This window comes from Nitrospirota bacterium, assembly GCA_026387665.1.
Lineage (GTDB): Bacteria > Nitrospirota > Nitrospiria > Nitrospirales > Nitrospiraceae > Palsa-1315.
This window is the reverse complement of record JAPLLG010000003.1, coordinates 323,045-344,565: the sequence shown is the minus strand read 5'-3', so window position 1 is coordinate 344,565 and position 21,521 is coordinate 323,045. Positions and strand designations below refer to the sequence as shown.

23 protein-coding genes and 1 pseudogene are annotated in these 21,521 nt (G+C 58.9%); 10 read left to right on the top strand and 14 right to left on the bottom strand.

Features of this window, described 5'->3' with window-relative positions; all coding sequences use genetic code 11:
* Nucleotides 1-59 precede the first annotated feature (59 nt).
* The 5 genes and pseudogenes from NT179_02330 to NT179_02310 all read left to right on the top strand — a co-directional run bounded on the left by NT179_02330 (nt 60) and on the right by NT179_02310 (nt 6,344).
* Nucleotides 60-1,349: an MFS transporter gene (locus NT179_02330; protein ID MCX5720854.1), complete on the top strand. Its 1,290-nt coding sequence runs from the start codon at nt 60-62 to the stop codon at nt 1,347-1,349.
* Between the two features lie 107 nt (nt 1,350-1,456).
* The gene (locus NT179_02325; GenBank protein ID MCX5720853.1) at nt 1,457-2,821 is read left to right on the top strand and encodes a glutamate-5-semialdehyde dehydrogenase; all 1,365 of its coding nucleotides are present in this window, start codon (nt 1,457-1,459) and stop codon (nt 2,819-2,821) included.
* A 138-nt stretch (nt 2,822-2,959) separates the two neighbouring features.
* Entirely contained in the window at nt 2,960-4,144 is a 1,185-nt protein-coding gene (locus tag NT179_02320) for a class I SAM-dependent methyltransferase (protein ID MCX5720852.1), read from the top strand.
* Between the two features lie 271 nt (nt 4,145-4,415).
* Nucleotides 4,416-4,754, top strand: a pseudogene (locus tag NT179_02315) (response regulator).
* A 45-nt stretch (nt 4,755-4,799) separates the two neighbouring features.
* Nucleotides 4,800-6,344 carry a PAS domain S-box protein gene (locus NT179_02310; GenBank protein ID MCX5720851.1) on the top strand — a complete coding sequence of 515 codons (1,545 nt, stop codon included), beginning with the start codon at nt 4,800-4,802 and terminating at the stop codon, nt 6,342-6,344.
* Between the two features lie 9 nt (nt 6,345-6,353).
* Here the strand turns inward: NT179_02310 and NT179_02305 are convergent, their stop codons facing one another.
* Nucleotides 6,354-6,614 carry a type II toxin-antitoxin system RelE/ParE family toxin gene (locus NT179_02305; protein MCX5720850.1) on the bottom strand — a complete coding sequence of 87 codons (261 nt, stop codon included), beginning with the start codon at nt 6,612-6,614 and terminating at the stop codon, nt 6,354-6,356.
* 8 nt (nt 6,615-6,622) lie between these two features.
* On the bottom strand, nt 6,623-6,877 hold the full coding sequence (locus tag NT179_02300) for a type II toxin-antitoxin system Phd/YefM family antitoxin (protein ID MCX5720849.1): 255 nt from the start codon (nt 6,875-6,877) through the stop codon (nt 6,623-6,625).
* Between the two features lie 540 nt (nt 6,878-7,417).
* Between NT179_02300 and NT179_02295 the strand changes: the two genes are divergently transcribed.
* Complete coding sequence (locus NT179_02295; protein MCX5720848.1) at nt 7,418-9,688, top strand: tetratricopeptide repeat protein; 2,271 nt, start codon at nt 7,418-7,420, stop codon at nt 9,686-9,688.
* 168 nt (nt 9,689-9,856) lie between these two features.
* Here NT179_02295 and NT179_02290 read toward each other — a convergent pair whose 3' ends face one another.
* From NT179_02290 to NT179_02265, 6 genes are all read right to left on the bottom strand, one after another.
* Complete coding sequence (locus tag NT179_02290; GenBank protein MCX5720847.1) at nt 9,857-10,249, bottom strand: translation initiation factor; 393 nt, start codon at nt 10,247-10,249, stop codon at nt 9,857-9,859.
* 39 nt (nt 10,250-10,288) lie between these two features.
* Entirely contained in the window at nt 10,289-10,849 is a 561-nt protein-coding gene (locus NT179_02285; GenBank protein ID MCX5720846.1) for a YaeQ family protein, read from the bottom strand.
* A gap of 52 nt (nt 10,850-10,901) precedes the next feature.
* Nucleotides 10,902-11,135, bottom strand: a complete 234-nt coding sequence (locus NT179_02280; protein MCX5720845.1) for a VF530 family protein — start codon at nt 11,133-11,135, stop codon at nt 10,902-10,904.
* 104 nt (nt 11,136-11,239) lie between these two features.
* Nucleotides 11,240-11,587 (bottom strand): hypothetical protein, encoded by a 348-nt coding sequence (locus tag NT179_02275; GenBank protein ID MCX5720844.1) that lies wholly within the window; start codon nt 11,585-11,587, stop codon nt 11,240-11,242.
* A gap of 144 nt (nt 11,588-11,731) precedes the next feature.
* Nucleotides 11,732-12,886: a saccharopine dehydrogenase NADP-binding domain-containing protein gene (locus tag NT179_02270; GenBank protein MCX5720843.1), complete on the bottom strand. Its 1,155-nt coding sequence runs from the start codon at nt 12,884-12,886 to the stop codon at nt 11,732-11,734.
* A 13-nt stretch (nt 12,887-12,899) separates the two neighbouring features.
* Complete coding sequence (locus NT179_02265; protein MCX5720842.1) at nt 12,900-13,076, bottom strand: hypothetical protein; 177 nt, start codon at nt 13,074-13,076, stop codon at nt 12,900-12,902.
* A 180-nt stretch (nt 13,077-13,256) separates the two neighbouring features.
* Between NT179_02265 and NT179_02260 the strand changes: the two genes are divergently transcribed.
* Nucleotides 13,257-13,556 carry a hypothetical protein gene (locus NT179_02260; GenBank protein ID MCX5720841.1) on the top strand — a complete coding sequence of 100 codons (300 nt, stop codon included), beginning with the start codon at nt 13,257-13,259 and terminating at the stop codon, nt 13,554-13,556.
* 131 nt (nt 13,557-13,687) lie between these two features.
* On the opposite strand, the gene ychF is transcribed toward NT179_02260, so the two are convergent.
* On the bottom strand, nt 13,688-14,779 hold the full coding sequence (gene ychF / locus NT179_02255; GenBank protein MCX5720840.1) for a redox-regulated ATPase YchF: 1,092 nt from the start codon (nt 14,777-14,779) through the stop codon (nt 13,688-13,690).
* 356 nt (nt 14,780-15,135) lie between these two features.
* On the opposite strand from ychF, the gene NT179_02250 reads away from it, so the two are divergent.
* The 3 genes from NT179_02250 (at nt 15,136) to NT179_02240 (ending at nt 18,666) form a co-directional block, all read left to right on the top strand.
* Complete coding sequence (locus NT179_02250; GenBank protein MCX5720839.1) at nt 15,136-16,365, top strand: DUF3365 domain-containing protein; 1,230 nt, start codon at nt 15,136-15,138, stop codon at nt 16,363-16,365.
* 371 nt (nt 16,366-16,736) lie between these two features.
* Complete coding sequence (locus NT179_02245) at nt 16,737-17,378, top strand: hypothetical protein (protein ID MCX5720838.1); 642 nt, start codon at nt 16,737-16,739, stop codon at nt 17,376-17,378.
* Nucleotides 17,379-17,544: 166 nt separating this feature from the next.
* Complete coding sequence (locus NT179_02240) at nt 17,545-18,666, top strand: class I SAM-dependent methyltransferase (protein MCX5720837.1); 1,122 nt, start codon at nt 17,545-17,547, stop codon at nt 18,664-18,666.
* A 134-nt stretch (nt 18,667-18,800) separates the two neighbouring features.
* Here the strand turns inward: NT179_02240 and NT179_02235 are convergent, their stop codons facing one another.
* From NT179_02235 to NT179_02215, 5 genes are all read right to left on the bottom strand, one after another.
* Nucleotides 18,801-19,067, bottom strand: coding sequence for a hypothetical protein (locus NT179_02235; GenBank protein MCX5720836.1), 267 nt, complete (start codon nt 19,065-19,067; stop codon nt 18,801-18,803).
* 49 nt (nt 19,068-19,116) lie between these two features.
* Nucleotides 19,117-19,278 (bottom strand): hypothetical protein, encoded by a 162-nt coding sequence (locus NT179_02230; GenBank protein ID MCX5720835.1) that lies wholly within the window; start codon nt 19,276-19,278, stop codon nt 19,117-19,119.
* 577 nt (nt 19,279-19,855) lie between these two features.
* On the bottom strand, nt 19,856-20,185 hold the full coding sequence (locus NT179_02225; GenBank protein MCX5720834.1) for a YajD family HNH nuclease: 330 nt from the start codon (nt 20,183-20,185) through the stop codon (nt 19,856-19,858).
* A gap of 107 nt (nt 20,186-20,292) precedes the next feature.
* Entirely contained in the window at nt 20,293-20,502 is a 210-nt protein-coding gene (locus NT179_02220; GenBank protein ID MCX5720833.1) for a hypothetical protein, read from the bottom strand.
* A gap of 311 nt (nt 20,503-20,813) precedes the next feature.
* Complete coding sequence (locus NT179_02215) at nt 20,814-20,960, bottom strand: lmo0937 family membrane protein (protein ID MCX5720832.1); 147 nt, start codon at nt 20,958-20,960, stop codon at nt 20,814-20,816.
* Nucleotides 20,961-21,521: the final 561 nt, after the last annotated feature.

The following is a 21,521-nucleotide window of genomic DNA, read 5'->3' as shown; positions in this document are numbered from 1 at the left end:
GCATTCTAGCAAATTTTCTTCTTGCGCGGGAGACGGGGGCCTCGTCAGGATGCGGTCCTATGGCCTGGCTTCGTCATGTGCTCCCGTCGGTGATCGATGCAGAACCGGACGAAGCCGTCCCGGTGGGCTGGGCGTTCCTCTATTTCTTCTGTCTGCTCTGCGGCTACTACATCCTCCGTCCCGTGCGCGATGAGATGGCGATCGAAGGCGGGGTGCAGCACCTGCCCTGGATGATGACGGCTACCTTCGTGACCCTGCTGCTTGTGACGCCGCTCTTCGGGTGGCTCTCCGCTCGCGTGCCGCGGTATCGATTGTTGCTCACGGTCTATGCCTTCTTCGGCTTCAACCTCCTCGCGTTTTTCGTCGTGATGACGAGCCATCTCTCCCCCCAGTGGGCCGCCCGTTGCTTCTTCGTGTGGCTGTCGGTGTTCAATCTGTTCGTCGTGTCGGTGTTCTGGAGTTTCATGGCCGACCTCTTCACGCCCGCGCAAGGCATCCGGCTCTTTGGCGTGATTGCCGCAGGGGGCAGCATTGGCGCGATGGTCGGCCCGCTCCTGACCACCGGGCTGACCTATGTCATCCCGATTCCTTCGTTGCTGCTCATCTCGGCTGGCTGCCTGGCCCTGTGCGGGCTCTGCATCCACCGACTGGATCGCTGGGCGATGGCGCGGCCTGTTCGGGAGGTGCGTCAGTTGGGCGAACCGATCGGCGGCAGTATCTGGGCTGGGGTCAGGCTGGCGCTTTCGTCCCCTTATCTCCTGGGCATCTGTCTCTATCTCTTGTGTCTGACCACGACCGCGACCTTCCTTTATTTGGAGCAAGCGCGCTTGGTGAGTGAGCAGATGGTCTCTCCTCAGGAACGGACGCGTCTGTTTGCCCTTATCGATCTGGGCGTCAACGTGCTGACCTTTCTGGTTCAGGTATTCGTGACGAGCCGCTTAATGAGCCGGTTTGGATTGGCGTCGGCCCTCGTCGCGCTTCCGCTCGTGAGTGCCATCGGGTTCGGGCTGGTGGCAGTTTTGCCGATTCTGGCCGTCTTCATCGGCTTTACCATCGTGCGCCGCGTCGGCGAATATGCGATCGCCAAACCGGCTCGCGAGGTCCTCTTTACGGTGATGAGCCGGGAGGAGAAGTACAAGGCCAAGAACTTTATTGACACGGCTGTTTCGCGCGGGGGCGATGCGACGACCGGGTGGATCGTGAATTGGGTGAAGGCTCTGGGTGTTACGGCGGGGCAGATGGCTTGGGTTCTGATCCCTCTGTCGCTGTTCTGGGGATGGGTCGGGTGGCGCGTCGCTCGAAAAGAAGAGGACTTGCGATGCCGACGGATGTCTGACCGCTCTGCTTAGTTTGTTTACTGTCGGAAAAATCGCATGCTATAGTCTCCTGCTCGTCGCTTGTTGATTGTGCCGAATGATGTTTCACGTCTAACGTTTCACGTTTTACGAGGGTGAACATGCCTGAAGTTCCCGTTAAGCTTTACATTGATAAGCTGTTGAAAGACTGCCGTATTATGACGAGGTCTCTCGCGTTGTTGCCGGGCCCTGTCAAAGATAAGGCCCTGCGCGCCATGGCGGATCGGTTGGCGGCTGACGAAGAAAAGATTCTGGCAGCGAACGAAAAGGACGTGGATGCGGTCGGGAAGTCCTACGAGGCCGACGTCATGAAGGACCGGATGAAGGCCGCCGTCGCCCGCTTGCGCATGACCTCGGACGATATCAAGGAGATGGTCGATCGTCTCCGTTTGATTGCCGACCTGCCGGATCCGGTCGGCGCTGTGACCTCACGGTGGGAACGGCCTGACGGATTGCAAGTCAGCCGGGTGCGCGTGCCGATCGGGGTGATCGGTGTCATTTCAGAATTGAGCCCGCTCGTGACGGTGGAGTCGATTGCCCTCTGCTTTAAGTCAGGCAACCTCTGCGTATTTCGTGGCGCGCCTGAGTGGGGTCTGACGCAAGAGGCGATCGGGGTAGGCCTGCGCGAAGCCGCAGAGGAGAATGGAGTGCCGGCCGGTTCATGGGTCATCATCGAACGACCGGAAAAGGAAGTGGCGGTTGAGCTGATCCGGTCCGGCAAGAGCCTTGATGCGATTATCCCGCGGGGCGGGGCCGGCCTCCGCAAAGTCGTGGTTGAACAGGCGAAGATGCCGGTGCTCTGCAACGACGGGGGCCTCACGCATATGTACGTGGATGCCGACACCGATATGCCGATGGCGCAAAACGTGGCGATTAGTTCCAAAGTGCAGAAGGCGATTGCCTCGAACTCGCTGGATACGCTGCTCGTGCAGCAGGTGATCGGGCGGCAGTTCCTGCCTCCGTTGGTCAACCGCATGCTCGAAGAATTTAAGATCGAAGTCCGGGCCTGTCCGAAGACCATGGCCCTCATGGGGCAAATGGCGATGACCGGCCATGCCTCGATCATCCCGGCGAAGGAAGAGGATTGGCATACCCAATTCCAGGGGCGTGTGTTGGCCGTCAAGATGGTGGCGAACCTGGACGAGGCCTTGGCGCATATCGTGGCGCAGGGACCCTGTCTCACCGCCGTCATTGCGACGACGAGTTATGAGTCGGCCATGCGGTTCACGCGCGAAGTGGATGCCAGCGCAGTGTTCGTGAATGCCTCGTCCCGTCTCAATGCCGGCGACAGCTACGGGTTTGGCGCTGATATCGGTCTCAGCGGCTCGCGGCTCCATGCCAAGGGCCCGATCGGCCTGGAGCAATTGACCTGCGAAAAGTATGTGTCATTCGGGTCTGGCCAACTGCGGTATCCGCATCCGGTGCCGGAGGCGTACTTTGACGCCATCATGCTGAAGAGGCCGTAGGCGCCTGCTGAACAGGCTCTCCAGCTTCGTTCTCGGCTCATCGAAATCCTCAACGTACCCCAAGGGTGCGCCGCCGGTTTCGACTCACCTGCGGCCTCGCTGGAAAACCTGTTGAGCAGGCGGGTCGAGGCTGTATTCATGACTAACGACTCACGGTTGGCATCGCTCCATTCACACCTGGCTTGGTGGGGTCTTCGGCAGTTCACGTCGGACGAGGCCTACTTCCAGTGGCAGAGGGGATCCCTCTCGCCGGATGAGATCGCAACCTTACATCGACAGGTCGAGCAGAAACGTCGCGGATCGTCGATCGATGAGGTGGCGTTCTACGATGCCACGGCCCATCCGAACATTCTCCCGGTCCTCTATAGTCAACGGTACGACTATTATCTGGCGATCGGCCAGCGTGTGGCCGATCGCATCGGTGAGGCCCGTTCCATTCTCGATGTGGGCTGCGGCGTCGGCATCCTGACGACGTTCTATGCGAAACAATATCCGGACAAGACTTTCGTGGGGATCGACCGCTCGCCTGCTTCGATCGCCCGCGCGCAAGTGCAGGCTGCGGCGCGGGGTCTGACCAATGTGCGGTTCGATTGTCTCGATCTCGATCAGACGTCTTCCGCTGACTCCTACGATCTGATCCTTGCCACCCATGCCATCCTCCAGGCGGAACAGGATCCAGGCATCCCCAGTCGCAGTTGGAATACCTTCGAGCGTGCGAGTGAGAGTCAGCCACAAGCAGACTTTGAAAAGCGAACAGGGGTCGGCTCTAGGCTCGATCGCTTGAGCTCGCTGATTGCTGCCGACGGGCGCATGATCCTGTTTGAGAAAACCCGGCAGCTGGCTAGACGAGTCCCGCTGCAACGGGCCTTGGCGGCGCGAGGGTTCGGCTTGATCGAGCAGCCGGAGTTGATCCGCTATCGTCTGGTGGAGGAAGTGGCCGATGATGGGCCCTTCTATCTGTTGGGGCGGGGAGCGGCTCGGCAGTTTCACTGGGATGAAGGCCCGGAGCCGGACGAAGGCCCTCCCTTCGACCGAGCCAAACTGAAAACCGGTTCAATCGATTCAGGCGAGCCTCTCTATGAGAACCATTGGCCCTCCGCGCAGATGGTCTGGGAGCAACTTCGCGCAAAGCATCTCCTGAAAGAGACCACGAAGCAGGGGCCGGATGGTCGCCAACTGCATGCCGAGCTTGGTCGGGCAGAGGAGGGAGTCTATCTCTATTGCGCCAATACCTTGGATCAGCGTCAGCTGGTCCTTGTCGAGCCGGCCAGTAGGGCCATGCTGGAAGCTTACTATCAGGACATTGTCTCTAGCGCGCCGTAGTAGGATGCTGAAAAAGCCCGCCAGCGGCGTTCTCGCCTCGAAAGCATCCTCAACGTAGCCCAGAGGCTACGCCTCCGGTGCTTTCATCGGCTGCGGCCTTGCTGTCGGACTTTTTGAGCATCCTACTGGAAGGTTATTGTGTTGTGTCGCAATAGCTTTTCAATGCCTCGATAAATAGTTACAGGAGCCTACCTAGTTTACTTTTTCTTTCGATCGGTGCAAGCTCTTACCGGTCACAGGCCTTTCCCGTTCAACTGGGATGAGGTGGCTCATGGATACTAGTCTCCTTCCTCTCCCTTCCGTACTCATCGTGGACGATGAGCCGGACATCTGTACTGCCCTGGACGATTTCCTGAAACATGCCGGGTATGAGGTTCGTACGGTGCAGACCGGACGCGAGGCCTTGCGCGCAGTCGAAGAGGGACAGGTCGGAGTTGTGATTTTGGATCTTGGCTTGCCGGATCTGAGCGGCTTGGAAGTCCTGCGCGGGGTAAAGAAACTCGATCCCTTCCTTCCGGTCATTGTGCTCACCGCCTCCACGCAGGAGCATGATACGGTCGAGGCCCTCCACTGCGGCGCCTTCACCTACCTGACGAAGCCCTACAACTCCTATGAACTCCGGTTCACGCTCCGTCAAATCGCTGATGAGCAGCGGTTGGCCTCCAAGGCTGCGCAAGCCGAGGAGGACTTGAGCGCCAGCGAGGAACGGTTTCGCGCTGTGGTGGGCGCCACGCCTGACGCGGTCCTGCTGGCCGATGACAACGGAACCATCCTCTTGTGGAACCAGGCTGCCGCGCGACTCTTCGGCTATACCGAGGAGGAAGTGATCGGGCAACCGCTCACGTTGCTGATGCCGCCACGATACAGGGAGGCGCATCGGGCAGGCATGACGCGCTTGGAGGCTACCGGCGAGGCCCGTGTTATGGGACGGACGGTCGAATTGCATGGGTTGAAGAAAGACGGGACCGAGTTTCCGTTGGAACTGTCCCTGGGCAGCGGGAAGAACAGAGGCAGGACTTTTTTTAGCGGGATCATTCGTGACATTACGAACCGCAAGCAGGCCGAGGAAGCGAAGCAACAGGCGGAAGCGCGCTATCGGAGCGTCGTTGAAAATGCGGTGGAGGGGATCTTTCAGTCGACACCGGATGGGCGGTTTCTGATGGCCAATCCCAGCCTGGCTCAGATGCTGCGCTATGACTCGCCGGAATCGCTGGTTTCAACCGTCACGAATATCGGGCTTCAGCTCTATGCCGACCCCAAGAAGCGGGACGAGGTTCTGGCCGAGCTGAGCAAGTCCGGGGCCCTTCGTGGCTTTGACACAGAGCTGGCCTGCCGGGATGGCGGCGTCATTTCCGTGTCGGTGAACGCGCGGGAGGTGCGCGATCAGCAGGGAGATCTTCTCCATTACGAAGGGACGATCGAGGATATCAGTGAGCGAAAGCGTTTGGCGGCAGAGCTCCTGGAGGAGATTAAAGTGGCGGAGGTGACCCGTGCCCTGGGAGATATCGGTCACGACGTCAAGAATATGTTGATGCCGGTGCTGAGCGGCGTGGATCTTTTGAAGGAGGAAGTCCAGGAGATTCTCGATCGTTTAGTGGTGAAGGGGGAGGGGGCGCAGGCCGAGGCGCATCGGAAGGTGAGCGGTGAGCTGGTCGGCATGGTCGTCAATAATGCCCGCCGCATTCAGGATCGCGTGAGGGAATTGGCCGATGCGGTGAAGGGCGTGACGACGGCGCCGGAATTTAAACCCTGCCGGATCGCGACCTGTGTGGCCGACGTGATGACCTCGCTCCAGCGGTATGCGGCAGAGAAGGGCGTCGCGTTGCATGCCGAAGGTCTGGAGTTGTTGCCGGTCATTCAAGCGGATGAGCGCCGCTTGTTCAATGCCTTTTACAACGTGATCGATAACGCGATTCCGGAAGTCCCTCCCGGTGGATCCGTGACGGTGCGTGGACAGGTCGAGGTGGGAGCGGAGAGGCTCCTGATCTCCGTTGTTGATACGGGGCGAGGGATGCCCCCTGAGGTGCGGGACTCGCTATTTACCAGCCAGGTGATCAGCCGGAAAGCCGGGGGAACAGGGCTCGGCACAAAAATCGTGAAGGATGTGGTCAGCGCCCACAAGGGATCGATTGCCGTCGAGAGTGCGCTCGGCGTCGGGACCACGATCCACATTCGGCTTCCCCTCAACAGCGGGCGGTAGCGAACGTGTTCAGGCGCGCGGGACGTCTGCGCGCGCGCTCTGTTTGATGGCCAGGACGAGGAGGTCCTGGTCGCGAATCGCATAGAGAATGCGATAATCGCCTTCGCGCACCCGATAGAGATGGTCCAGGCCTTCAAGTTTTTTTGCGTCAGGGGAGCGAGGCTGATGCTTGATCGTCTGGAGCCATTTGGCGAGGGCCTTCCGGAGTGGTTTGTCGAGGGCTCTGAGTTGTTGTTCGGCAGGAGGGGCCAGCAAAATTGTGGAGAGCATGGGTACGCTCAGAGTCCTAGTTCTTTGAGAATGGTATCGAGCGACTGCGCGCCTTTTTTGTTGGCCTGGGCCAAGGCGGCTTTGGCATCGACGAGATCGATGCGATCTTCCAGATCTTCCAGGAACCGCAGATCCTCAATGGGCACGACCGCCGCCACGGCCCGGCCGCGCCGGCGCAAGAGCACACGTTCTTTGCCGAATGCCGCGCGATTGATCGCATCGGCGAACCCGTCTCGCTCCTTTTTGCCCTCTGGATTCCCCACTCGACACCTCCGCAGATCGTTCGATCGAATGATGCAAGCTGTACAGGGGGGAAGGGCTGAAGTCAATCGATGAACGAGCCGGATCTGGCCTATTTGCCTATTCCTTTTTTTTTACAATTGGGGTATATAGCTGGGGGCGGCGAGCGCGTCGCCTACTATATATAGTATCCACCCATTCATCAGAGGAGAGAACACATGGCCAAGGGTATGACGCAAAAGAAAGCGACCAAGAAGAAGCCAGCCACGACCGTGAAGGAAAAGCGCGCCGCTAAGGTCGCGAAGAAGAACAAATAATGCAATTCGCGCTTCGGCTGTTCCGATCCGAAGCACCAGCGAGGGAGTCCGTCAACGTGCATCGGCTGCAGGCCACGCACGCTGACGGTTCCGCATTTCATTCCCTCCGCAACCCCGTTTCCACACAATTACGACAATTAGGAAAAGTTGCAACCCTGTTTGTTCAGCCTGCGCCGCATTGGCCGGGTGACGCGGATGGTGCGATAGCGAATGTCCCTGTTTTGTTCCCGTACAGGTTCTGAACCGATGTTGATACCGTGGATTGCCAGAGTCTTATTGATCGCCTGCCTCGGCTGGCTTGCGCTGCCGTTTGAATTGGTCGCGTACCCGGCAACCTTGACGACGGCGATCGATGAAAAAGAAAGACGGCTGTTCGAGGTCCAGCGGGATATCGCCGTGCTCAAGGAAGCCACCAGATTGCGGCTTGAGGCGCAAGAGGCGCGCCTGCAAAAAGATCTGCAGCATCTGCAATCGCGAATCGAGGAGCAGGATGCGCAGTTTGCCGCGCAGCTGGCGGCGCAACTTGAGGCGCAAAAAGAAAGTCTGCAAAAAGATCTGCACGAGCTCCAGTCGAGGATTGAACAGCAAGATGGTCAGCTGGCCGATATCCATGCCGAAACGGGTCGCTTGCAAATGTTTCTCGTCATCTTCGCATCGTTCCTCACTCTGCTGGTGGCGGCCACGGGAGTGGCGACCTGGTATAGCGCGGGGACGAGGGCGCGAGACACGGTGCAGGCTTGGATCGCGCAGCATGAGTCCGAGCGGAACGATGGCGGCAGAGAAGCTCTGAGCGAGATCCGGGCCGATGTCGTGAGCGTCAGCCATGCATTGTTGGTTGCGGCGAGAGGCATGGCTGCCTGGTACAGCGCCGGGACGAAGGTGCAGGAGGCCGCGCAGGAAGCTGCGGAGGCGCGGATGGCGCGGCAGGAATCCGAGTCGAATGCCGCGGCACGCGAGGCGGCCAGTCAAGCGGCGGCCGATGCCGCGAAGGCCAGTCAAACGATCCAAGCGGGCCTGGATGAGATTGCGGCCAAGGCGGAGCAGGTTGCGCTGCAACTTCAGAAGAAATTGACCGAGACGACTCCCGTGGCGCCGACCCCCGAGCAGGTTGAAGTCCTCGATGCGCAAGAACGGCATCTCAAACAAAAACCCGAAAACGACTATACGTTTAGCGACTGGGAGTCCCGCGCCTACGCGGCCTACAGCGCGAAGCAATTCGATTTAGCGTCGAATTACTTCTTCCAAGCATCGAAAGTCGCCGCCACACCGGAGCAGGAGGCGCGCGCGCAGGTTGCGCGGGGTGTGATGCTGGCCGAGATGAATCGTAGCGAGGAGGCGATCGGGGCCTACGAATATGTCGTGACCAATTTTGGCGAGGCGACGGAACCGATTCTGCGTGAGCAGGTGGTGAAGGCCTGGCTCAATAAGGGCGTGGCCCTGGGCCGGCTGACCAGGAACGCGGAGGCCTTGGCCGCCTATGAGCAAGTGATCATGCATTTTGGCGAGGCCACCGAGCCGGTGTTGCGCGAACAGGTGGCTAAAGCCTGGCTCAATAAGGGCGCGACTCTGGGCCGGCTCACCAGGAGCGAAGAGGCCATTGCCGCTTATGAGCAAGTCGCAATTCGTTTCGGCGAAGCCACGGAGCCGGTGTTGCGCGAGCAGGTGGCGAAAGCGCTGTTCAATAAGGGCGTGGCCCTGGGCCGACTGACCAGGAGCGCGGAAGCCTTGGCCGCCTATGAGCAAGTCGTGATCCGTTTTGGCGAGGCGACGGAGCCGGTGTTGCGCGAGCAGGTGGTGAAAGCGCTGCTCAACAAGGGGGTGGCTCTGGGTCGGCTCACGCGGAGCGTGGAGGCGATTGCCGCGTATGAAGAAGTCATCTCCCGTTTTGGCGAAGCGGCGGAGCCGGTGCTGCGCGAAGGGGTGGCGAAAGCGCTGGTGAATAAAGGCGTCACTCTGGGCCGGCTCGCGCGGTACGAGGAAGCCATTGCCGCCTATGATCAAGTCGTGGCTCGTTTTGGCATGGCGCCGGAACTGTCCCTGCGCGAAGGGGTGGCGAAAGTGCTGGTGAATAAAGGCGTCGCGTTGGACCGGCTGGGCCGGAGCGAGGAAGCGACGGCCGTGTATGAAGACGTCGTGGCTCGTTTCGGTGAGGCGACGGAGCCATCCTTACGTGAACAGGTGACGAGGACGTTCAATAGCATGGGCCTTCACCTCTTGCGCCAGGCCAAACTTTCTTGGGACGACCGCGAGGCGCGAACGCAACTGCTGGCAACTGCGCGGGTGAATTTCGACCGCGTGCTCGAGCGGGAAGCGCAGAATGCCTCGACGCTCGGCAATTTGGGCTATCTGTTGTTCTTGAGCGGGCAACCGGACCAGGCGATGGAGTCGCTGCAATACGCGTTGACGTTGGGCGGCGAAGAACTCTATCGGGACATGGTGAAGGACGCTGAGACAGACACGGTGCCTGAAGATGCTGAGTTCAGGGTATTGCTGGATAGAATTTGGCTGGAAGATTAGCAGGATGCTGAAAAAGACCGCCAGCTTCGTTCTCGCCTTGAACGCATCCTCAACGTAGCCAGGGGCTACGCCTCCGGTGCGTTCGTCGGCTGCGGCCTCGCTGACGGTCTTTTTGAGCATCCTGCGGGATGCGTTCTCTCGGACCGTGGATTTCCCCCTTGCTGAGTATTATCCTCCCGCGAACACAGGACGAAAGCCGGACTTGGTCAGAATGCGAGAGACGGTGTCTCGCTGGTCCCCTTGAATCTCGATCCGGCCTTCCTTCACAGTACCCCCGGCGCCGCAGGCCTGCTGCATCTCCTTCGCCAGCCGTTCTTTTTCCGCGAGACTGATGCCGAGAAAGCCCGTGACGACAGTGACGGTCTTGCCGCCTCGGTGGGCGGTCTGACGGATGATATCCACTCGGCCACGGGATTTTTTTGGCGCAGGGGCTGCTTCGTCACTGTTGCTTGCCTCGGGCCGCTGGGTCGGTTCAAGTTGCACGGCTTGCTTCAGCGGTGCGAATGGGCTGGTCCAGACGATCGGTTCGCCACTTGTGGGAATGCGTTTTTTCTCTTTCATCGCTTCGCCCCCGTCACAGATCTGCCCCGCGCCCTGGCGTCAATGCCCGAATTGGGCTGAGGCGCTTTTCAGGACCGTCAGTTCCAGGTGCACGGTGTTCGTGCCATCCGCCATCCAGACCTGTCCTTCTTGAACGGTGCATTCCAGCTGCATGCTGGATTGTGCCAGCTGGGCCAAGGCACGGCTTCCATCCAGCGGCAGATTGATCACCGTCAGATTATGCAGACGGGCCAGGTTGGCCTGGTTCTTCTCCCACCATTGGTCGGCGCCGCGGCCTCCATAGGTATAGAGATAGACCTGTTTCGCTTTGCCGCAGGCCTGACGCAGGCTTTTTTCCTCACGCTGGCCCACTTCGATCCAGAGATCGATGGAGCCGGTCAAATCCTTTTGCCAGAGGTCCGGCTCGTCCTCCGTGCTGAGCCCGCGGCCAAAGGCCAAGGCCTCGTGCGCATGGAGCACAAAGGCCAGCAATCGCATCATCATCCGTTCATCGGTTTCGGATGGATGGCGCGCCAGGGTCAGCGTATGGTCCTGATAGTACTGGCGGTCCATGTCGGAAATTTGCAGGGCTGCTTTGAAAATGGTCGCGTTCGAGGCCATAGGGTCGTGGTTCCTGTGAGGGCTGAATGATGGAGCGGCTAGCAGCGGTCGTTCACAGATCTTTATAGGCGATGTACCAGCCTTCGACCCGTTCGCGCGCCCAGGGGGTTTTGCGGAGAAAGGTGAGGCTGGATTTCACGCTGGGGTCGTGAAGGAAACAGCGGATCGGGACCCGTTTCCCCATCTCTTCCCACCCATGCCGGGCGACCAATTCCTTGATGATGGTCTCCAGCGTGATCCCATGCAGGGGATCGCGGGGATGAGAGGTGGGCGGTGGTTGTGTCATCTGGTTGGGTGCTGCCGAGAGTTTTATGTTCGAGTCCTGCGACTTGCCGTGGATAATTTTACAACAAGTGAAGAGAGAAGTCCCGCCCTGTTGCTTGCCATTCCTCAGGGATTCGGAGACGAGGCAGAGGGGCCTTTGTCTGCCAGGATCTGGCGAGCCTCAGCTGCCGCACGGTCTTGGTTGTTCCGTGTTTGTCTGCGCCGGTCCAGCCACCAGGCCAGGAGGGGAAAGAGGGCAAAGGAACCAGGCGCCAGCAAGACGAGCAAGTAGGGGCTGAGGGTCGTCAGGCTGCGCAGGTGGACTTGCAGCTGTGCCCGCTCGGCTGGCGTCCAGCTGCTGCCATTCCGTTGCTTCATCAGCAACGGCAGCAATCCTTGAATCCCGCACATCTCAGCCCTGATCCGATCCCGTTCCCGGCTGAGGGGCGCATGAAAACATGAGGGGAGTGTCACAAGAATCCTTTCGAGGCGATCTGTCTATTGTGCCTGGGAGCGGTAAGAGGCTTGGGCTGCCGATTATACTCTGTCAACCTTGCTGAGTCAGGAAAGAACAGGGTTTCTGATTGTTCTTTCTCTGCCGGTCCAGGACCGGGCCCTCTATCGCTTCGTGGGAGGAAGGGCTGTGATTCGTTTGACGAGTTGAATGCCGCGGGATTTGGCGTCGCGAAGAATGGCCCGTCTGATTTCAGCAGGGAAGGCTTCCGGCGGATGGACGCCCGATTGCGTGCGGGGGAAATGTTTCACAAAGAGCGCCGCCATCTCCGCCGTCGCCCAGGCGATCGGTGAGCAGAGGAGCTTGCGCCGTCTGAGCAGGTGGAGGCTCGGCATCGTGGCGTCCCACCGGATGAGCGTAGGACGGCCCTGTTTCAGGCCTGTCACGACCACGGCTGCGGCAAATCGCGCATTGTGGAGAATGCCTCGATGGAGTAATTGATGCACCGTGCCTGGCGTCGGGGTCCTGGGGAACTGCGACGGCACCAGGCCGCGAGATTTTCGCAGTTTCCCTTGCCGATACCAGCGCCGCAGTTGATCGATGTCCGATCCGCCGATCTTGGCATCCATCGACCGCAAGGGGATCACCTGCGGCACCGTGACCACTTCATCCTGCGCCGCCAACACCACTCCCACTGGCCCGATCGGAGCCGGGAATCGAAAGATCTCCCGCCCGCCGAATCGCTGGCCCAGCGTGAAGTGGCCCTGGCGATAGAGGCGTGGCCGCGAGACCGCCTCATCGAAGGCGACTTCAGCCGACCATTGTGAGACGGGACTGTCGCTCTCCGTCGCTTCATATAGCCGGACCTGAACCGTCTCGACGCTGTCGAGCAGGTCCGCGCTGGCGGCGATGAGGAGGTTTGTGAGACCAGGCGCGATGCCTGCCGTGATCGCCGCCGTTCGCCGGATGTTCTGGAAATCTGTTGCGAAACGGAGCTGTTCCGCCTGAAAGGGATTCTCGGTCAGATGTGCCGCCATGTCGAGGTAGTGGGCGCGCAGGCGGACTGCGGCGCGCAGGATGATCTTATTGAAGACTGCGGGACAGGCGTTGATCAGCAGCTGCGTGCCCTGTGCGGCGGTGACGATGCCCTCGATATTGCGGGCGTTCACCTGCTGCACGGGAATCGCCGAGGTTTCGCCTAAGAATCGGCGGGCCCGCTCAGGGTCGCGATCCCCGCACGAAATGCGATGGCCTTGCCGTTTCAACAGTTGGATCAGCAGTGAACCGGTTGCGCCCACTCCCAGGACGAAGATCTTCATCGGGTGACGCCCGTTATTTTTTCTTGTAGACGTTCAGCCCGATCTTTTCTTCGCGGTCTGGAATGGTCACGTTGCCTTCCGTCGAGGCAATGATGGTGGTCTTGCCAGATGCGGAGGGTCCGAACTCTTTGGATAGATCCACCTTGATCGTCAAAATCGTTCCCTGGATCGTCATTTCTACGTTCTTCATATGGGGCCTCTTGGTGATGGATGAAGCGGGAATATGCATTGTTCGACTGTTGCAACCTGTACCGCGGGCGGGGGAGGAAGTCAATCGGGGCAGGGGTTCCAGGGCCTGGCTCAAGCCATTCCATCGGCACGGCCGGTTTTTTACTCGGACGAAAGGATCGGTTCATGATAGGGTAACTGCATGAATAGATCTAGGCACGTAACAGCGTTGATATTCGCGGTGCTGGTTTTTGGATGCACGGCCGGGGCTGGCGCAGCCGAAACCTCCGGCGACAATCAGCCCTCAGCCGGAAAGTCCAAACAGGACAACGGTAAAGGGCTGACGGTGGATGATCTTGGGCGTGGGCTGAAGAGCGCCGCGCGCAACATCGAGCAGGAGATTCCGAAGATCGGCCCGGCCATCGGGAGCACGTTTAAAAACCTCACGGGCAAAGGCTCAGGAAAGTCGGAGCCTCAGACCTCTGACAAGGACAAGAAGTAGCTCCCCACCGGCTGCTCAAACAGGTCGATCAGCAAGGCCGCAGCCGAGTGAAGATCCGAGGCGTACCCTTTGGGTACGTTGAGGGTCTGAACGAAGCGAGAACGAAGCTGGCGACCTGTTTCAGCAGCCGGTCAGACGTTGAAGCGGAAATGCATGACATCGCCGTCTTGCACCACGTACTCCTTGCCTTCCAGCCGCATCTTCCCTTTTTCCTTCGCGCCAGCCTCGCCTTTGCAGGCGATGAAGTCCTCGTAGCTGATCACCTCTGCGCGAATGAAGCCCTTCTCGAAATCGCCATGGATGACGCCGGCGGCTTGCGGGGCCGTATCGCCGACATGAATCGTCCAGGCGCGGACTTCCTTCACGCCAGCGGTAAAGTAGGTCTGCAGGCCCAGCACCTGGTAGGCCGTGCGAATCAGGCGGTTGAGTCCCGGCTCGGCCATGCCGGCATCGGTCAGGAACTCCAGCTTTTCTTCGTCTGAGAGCCCGGAGATTTCCGACTCCAGCGCCGCGCAAATGGCCACGACCGGCGCCCCTTCTCGTACGGCAAATTCTTCCAGGCGGGTCAAGAGGGGATTGTTCGCGAAGCCTTTTTCCGCCACGTTGGCCACGTACATGACGGGCTTGATGGTGAGGAGGCAGAGCGGCTTGAGCAAGGCGATCTGCGCCGCATCCAGCTTCATCGCGCGGGCCGGCGTGCCCTGGTTCAAACAGGCCGCCACTTGATCCAGCAGTTCGCCCAGTTTCGCCGCGTCTTTATTGCCGGCGCGCACGAGCTTTACGTTCTTTTCCTGGGCCTTTTCCACCGTGGTCAGGTCCGCCAGCGCCAGCTCCGTGATGATGGTGGCAATGTCGGAAATCGGATCGACTTTGCCCGCCACGTGAATCACGTTGTCGTCCTCGAAGCAGCGCACCACGTTCACGATCCCGTCGGTCTCGCGAATGTTGGCGAGGAATTGGTTGCCCAAGCCTTCGCCCTTCGAGGCTCCGGCCACCAGTCCGGCGATGTCGACAAACTCGGTGGTGGCATATTGCATCTTCTGCGGCTTGACGATGTCGGCCAATGCCTGCATCCGCGGATCCGGCACTTCCACGATGCCGATGTTCGGCTCGATGGTGCAGAAGGGGTAGTTTTCCGCTGCGATTCCCGATTTAGTCAGGGCATTGAAGAGGGTGGACTTGCCCACGTTGGGCAGCCCGACGATTCCGCATTTCACACTCATGATAATTCCTTCACATTAAGGGATGCCGTTTGAGTCGTACCGTTTCCAACGTGCCGTCGAGGCGGGGGGGGAGGAAAAGCGGATGGCCCATTCTACTGGGTCAGGGCCGGTCCGGTCCAGCCCTTCCATAGAGAAGAGCTGATGGCGTAGGGCCGATGGCTGATCGCGGGAGCGCGGAGCTGCGGGCCTGTGGAGAATGGGCGCGAAAACCCGCGCCGCGCCGATGGCGGGAACGAGGGAGGATATTAGGTTCTATACGTAATAGATTCATAGCGTGCTGCAAGAAAGTGGTATCAATTATTATCGAGTTGTGGTTTATATCGGCAGGTTCATTGTAAGGTGAAAATGAGGTGAAAATGTCAATGCTGGTGCCTTTTCGTGCCTGGCGAGTGACCAGCCAATTCGTTGCATTTATTTTTCCGGTCATTGTTCTGGTGGTCGGCTGTGCCGCATGGATGATCCATCAGCAGAACGTCAGCAGACTGCAAGATAAGCTGACGAAAAGAGCCGACAGCATCACGACGCAAATCCTGGCAGACCGGGACTACTACGCCAGCGTCATTGTCCCCCGGTTGATTCAGATGGGTGGTATCGTGGATGCGGATTATCGCCTTGCGCATGGACGATTTCCGTTGCCCGTGACGTTCGTTCAGGAAGTGTCGGATGCGATCGTCGCCCATGGCGGTTTATACAAGTCCCAACTCATCGGCCCGTGGCCGATCAACGAGCGCAAGGGCCTCTCGGACCAATTTCAGCGCGAAGCCTTCGACTATATCAGGAGTCATTCCGCAGAGCAGTTCTTCAGGCTAGATACCCTGGAAGGTCGTGCCGTGTTCCGGTATCTGTCGGCGGATCGTGCCACGGCCCAGTCCTGCCTCGACTGTCATAATAACCATCCCCTCAGCCCCAAACGAGATTTCAAGCTGCACGATGTGATGGGGGGGCTGGAGATCATCATTCCGGCAGACGAATATCTTCAAGAAGACCGCAGAGATTTACTGACGATCCTCGCGGGAGGGACGGTGTTCTGTCTCGTCTTATTCTCAGTGATCGGGATGACGGTGACGAGAACAATCAGTCAGCCGCTTGCCCGATTGGGTGATCGCATGGATAGACAGGCTAACGCGATTACCGGAGGGGTAAGCATTCCGAGCACGTGGCCGATTGGGAACAATGAACTGCTGCGCTTCACAGCGTTTTTTGATCAGATGCGGGCGCTTATTAGCTCCCAACAGAAGGCACTCCAGAAACGCGAAACAGCCCTCTGTGTTAAAAACGCCGGGTTGGAAGAAGAGGTCGAGCGCCAGGTTCACGCTCGCCTCAACTATGAGAAGCGTTTTCAGCTGGCAGTCAATTTCATCAATGATGCCATCATCTATATCGACAGCGAGGGGATCATTCAGTGGTGTAATCATAAAGCTGAAATGCTCATAGGGGAAGATGATTTGGCCGGGCGGTCCTTCTGGGCGGTCCTCACGCCTGAGTCCATGGCCAGGGCTCAAGGCCGGCTGGCTGCCGTGAAACGTGGAGATACGGTTCCCTCTCTCGTGGAGCTCGAGTTTGTCCAAAAGACGGGCGGGCTGTGAGTAGGGAGGCGAATATCGCCAGCGTACAGGAAAATGGACAGATCGTCGGGCGGGTACTCGTCTTGCGCGATTTTACTGAAAGACGACAGCAACCCAATTGAGCCGGCATATCCAGCAGGACGAGATCGTGGGCGCACACCAGATCCGGACTCTTTGTTCCTGCGTTCGTCTAATCCGATGAGGGAATAGTTTTTTCGATAGTTCTTCCTGATTTGCTTGCAACTGTTCTGGACAGGTTGAGCCACATCATTTATGATCCCTCGTGGTATCTACGGTGTATCAAAATTGTGACTGGGGGGTCGATGAGAGACAAGAAGGGCGCGCATTCGTTTACTCTGTCGATATCTCGTTGTTCCCGTCGACATCAAGAGGTGTTTGATCGCAGGGTGGCCGCCGCCGCTCGCCCAGTACAGGGTTTGGCCAGTCGAATCGTCATCGCCACCGCATGGATGGTCATCTTGGTGACAACGGCGGTCGTTCCTTCCGCCATCGCCCATCCCTATGAGGCCCATACGGACGTAGAATTTCGTCTCGGGGCGGGAGTGGTCTGCGGGACTTGTATCAATAGAGAAACCTCTCCCTGGAGAGGCAAAGCGACGGCGCAGATATTTGCCGATCGGCTTTTCCCCGTCGCTTCCATTGGGGAGGGGGCATTTGAGATCGGTCCCTATGTAAAGGGCGCGCTCCTTGACGGAATGAACATTCCGCAAGTCGGAGGCGGAATGGCCTTGGGGTATCAGTTGGGTAAGTATGAAGCACTCGTGAACGTCGGCGCCGCGTACGCGCCGGAGCGTATCGGCGAGGTCAGATCAACGGGGTTTTCTTCTCCCGGTCAGACGAAGCATACCTATGATCTTGGTTTTACGTTGCGGTATACCATTCAGCGCTATTTTCTTTCCGCCGGATATCAGCACAATTCCAATGGAAGAGATTTAGGGATTAACTTTGCCGGCGGCAAAGGCGCCAACCACGGATACGATAATGTGTTCGCTGGTGTTGGAATCCACTTCTAATCTGTTAGACTATCTCTAGGTTCGATCTCCGTCACGCGCCGTGACAGGTGTGCTGGCCAGCGCTTCCATTCCTGCTCCCTTCCGACTATTCGTAATCAGATACAAGGACGCAAACTGTGTACAGTGATTTTCTTTCCGCCTTCGGCCATCGCCAGCTGGTGCGGTCGTGAGTGAGCCGCTCTTGGTGAATTGGATTGAGGCAGGTGTGGCCTGCTCTGCGCGCTGGCGCTCGGAGTGGGGCTCGCCCGCGCCCACCCGCGTGGCCCTTGCCACTGACAAGATGACCGCCGACACAGCCTATCGCCTGGCCTGCGAGGGGAGCGCGCTGCTTTGGCAAGGCGACTTCCAGAATGCCAGACAGTTGCTGAATGCGATGGCGCGGCGAGTCGACCGCCATCCTCCCAAGCCTGGCTCGTCTCCGGCTGAGAGTTTCCATCTACATCGGCAGGCCCAGTCCCTTCGCGCCCGCGTCTTGGGGATGTTGCTGGTGGCGCTGGAAGAGGACTATGAAGTGCGCCTGCCCCGTGCGCCGGACCTGCGCCTGGCCTGCACCGAGGCCTATGGTCCTGCTGACGGGCGCACTCTGGTGTCGCTGCGCGAATTGCTGGGGCTGATCGGCGCACACGAATGGCGAAAGAAGGGCCTGGTGATCCCCGCGCTCGGTGGCCGTATTTATCCTCACTATGGTGTGTTTTCTCCGGTTCGCAGCGAGTATGTGGGGCTGGTTGCCGAGACACCGTTGCCGTCCCAGACGCGCGCCTTCGATATCGGGACCGGGACCGGCGTGTTGGCGGCAGTGCTGGCCAAGCGTGGCGTCGCGCACATCGTGGCCACCGACCATGATCCTCGCGCCCTGGCCTGCGCCCGCGAGAACCTTGCGAAGCTGGGACTCACAGCCAAAGTGGACGTCGTGCAGGCAGACCTCTTTCCTGAAGGCCGGGCGTCGCTCGTGGTGTGTAACCCGCCCTGGATCCCGGCGCGGCCCAGCTCTCCCATCGAGCATGCGATCTACGATCCCGAGAGCCGCATGTTGCGTGGATTCCTCAATGGCCTGGCCGCCCATCTGGAGCCGGGAGGAGAAGGCTGGCTGTTGCTCTCAAACCTGGCCGAGCATCTGGGGTTACGAACGAGAGAAGAGCTCCTCGCCGCTGTTGCGACAGCGGGCCTCAGAGTGATCGGCAAGATCAGTGTCCGTCCGACCCATCCCCGCGCCTCCGACCCGACAGACCCGCTTAGCGCCGCCCGAGCGGCGGAACTTACAACCCTCTGGCGTCTCGGCTCCCTCTAAGGGCAGAGACATAGGGACGTTCTTTATTCGCCGTTGTTACCACGCGTCAGCGGCCATGCGCTAAAAAATATTGAATGAGAAGAACTTGACCAGGAAATTCTCCTGGCAGTTGTGCTCTGGCTTCCTTGCCTCAGTTAGCGTCGCCTCATCTTGATGATCTTGGCGATTGCCGCGCCAGCCCCTGAGAATGCCACCACACCGATAGTCAGCTCGTTGACCGGCAGCTTGCCGGCGATCATGGCCAGGGTAAACAGAATCGCGACGCTTGCAGCGGCTCCTGCAATAATGTCCTCGGTGTCGAACGTCACCTTCCTCCGTTTTTCGACGACGGTGTCTTTCTCCGAGGTGGTCTGTGTGGCGGACTGTTCGTATGAGAATTTCTCCGGTTGAAATTCGCTCATGGTGTTGCCTCCTGTTCGTCGGAGTCTTGGCGACGATTGACCTCTGCCGCTAGATGTTCTTGCCTCTCTTGGGTTTCGTCCGCGCAGATTTCGCTGGCGTGCGGCGCGGCGGGGGCTCGACGACCCATTGTTTTTCCTTGCGCTGAAGAATGGCGAGGGGAATAAGCGCGCTGGGCTCGCTCTGCGTGAGCCGGTTGCGTGGAGGCCCCACGGGCTTTCCTGGTGGGATGTGGCTCAGAGTGGCTTCATAGCCCTCTTCTATTCTGGCGCATTCAACCGGATTTCCCCCACTTGATGGTTCACCAGCGCGCGCGGGAGTCGGTTCAGTCTCCGTTTCAACATAGCCGATAGACACGAGCAGTCGATCACTTTTCTGGGGTAAGGGGCAGTCAACGGCCGAGGGCACGCAAACCTCTCGTCCCCAGCCATCGATCGCATAGCCAGCGCTGATTTGGATGGACCTGCCATCATCCTTTGTCGTGACTGATAATCCTGACACAATTCCGAAGCCGAGAGTGTGGAGGTTCCGGAATTGTTGCTTGCTGCGATGGTAGGTTTGTTCCGCCTCAAAATCGCTCGCAGTTAAAAGGCGCCCAGAGAAATATCGATTTCGCGAGAACACCATCCGGCGGATCATCAGGTACCGCCTTTCGTGGAAGGGGAGTGGGAGCTTGATGGTAGGGCGCGGCCATGTTCGTGAGATGGTTCCTGGACAGGCGTCATGTTGAAGCTCCATGTTCTATCGTGCGCGTTGCGCTGAAAAATGTTTCGGTCGCTGCTCCGTTTGCCTAGGATTTCGGCTTGAGCAATTTCGCGAGGTCGGCGAAGGGCGTGAAGGTGGATGGTCGCTCGGCCTCATGGCTCGGCGGCGGCTCGCCGGACGCGGCCGCCACTTGATATCGCTGGTGCTCGTTATCGTGGCAGTAGAGGCAGAGCAATTCCCAGTTGCTCCCGTCCGGAGGATTGTTCTCGTGGTTGTGATCTTTGTGGTGGACCGTGAGCTGGTTCAGCTTCTTACTGTCGAACTCCCGCCCGCAATGGGCGCAGAGCCAGGGAAAGAGCTTGAGCGCGTGTTCTCGATGGGCCTGGTCGTGCTGAGAGTGGCTGCCTCTGGTCATGCGAGCCTCGTGTGGATGGGGACTCGTTGCCGAGCGATTCTATAACAAGTCGGAATGAAAGCCCATACAGGCCGCGAAGGGGGATTGGCCCTGTGACAGGCCGGTGCTTATTTCACAGTGGCAGTTTGCCTGAGGGTAAAGATCCCCACTCCTCTGGTCACTTTCACTTGCCCGACACGGTTCAAGCGAGCCACTTCTTGAAAGAGCTCGTTCCAGGTGAACTCAGGATAGCGAGCCACGATGGATTCGAACTCGCATTCCAGGGGGCCTTGGAGCATGTCGAGGATCCGGTCGGTAATGGGTTTCTGTAGGGCCATGGGGATTGCTCCTTCTCCACTGTGCGCCTCTGGTAACGAGTGCGCAGAGCGATATCGGTGGTGGAACGGCGGAGACTGGAGAATCGATCGCGTGAGGAAGGACCGGGACGCGCGAGGGATGAGACAGTCGGCGTCGCTGAAACGCCTGGATTCATGCTACGTGCGAAAAGACCGCCCGTCAAGCTGCCGTATTCATGTGCGCTCGTTCGTCGCACCACACGCACGAAACAGACCGAAGACACCAGATAAACCAGCTCTCCGCCACACGCCGCGAAAGGGTTCCGTGCATATATTTCCCCTTCCCGCTGGCGTTACACGCGACGACCTTGAATGACACGAACCAGAATTACCACGATCGCGATGACCAGGAGAGCATGAATGAATCCGCCCATGGTGTAGGAGCTGACAAGCCCAAGAATCCAAAGGACAACCAAGATAATTGCAAGGGTTTCAAGCATTGTATTTCTCCTTTTGCAATAAGTTGACGAATCGTAGATCGAACGGCCTACTGTCGCCGCACTAATGAATCTGCCGGGGCCATCCGAGCAACAGACCAAGGTGTCCGCAGTAAGCTATTTGAGGCACTCTACTACAAAGTCGTAGTTGTATCCATCGCGTAGTAGACAATGTGGGTGTTTGGTGCGGAGGGGGTGGAGAGAAGTGCGAATAGCATCTGTCTTATAGCTGATGGCAAGAGTGAGTGGGGATTGGCGTGGCTGGCTGGGCTCGCTCGTTCGTCGAATCACACAAGCCAGATAGACCAAACGAACTAGCTCTCTGCCACGCGCCGTGAAATGTTGGGGGCAGAGGACCTGACTCGTAAGCTCGGCATGGCACTAATTAATAATGCCAGTGTGCACTATTGAGCAGACGAGCCCTCCCCAAACTGAGACACTACCAGCATGGTCGAGAGACTATGTTCGCCGTGAGGTGCATCGTGAGACAGGCTTCTCTTGCGCTGAGTGTAAGCCTTGCGGGCTCTCCCCCTATCGGTTTGTCTTGTGATTCGGACAAGCCGG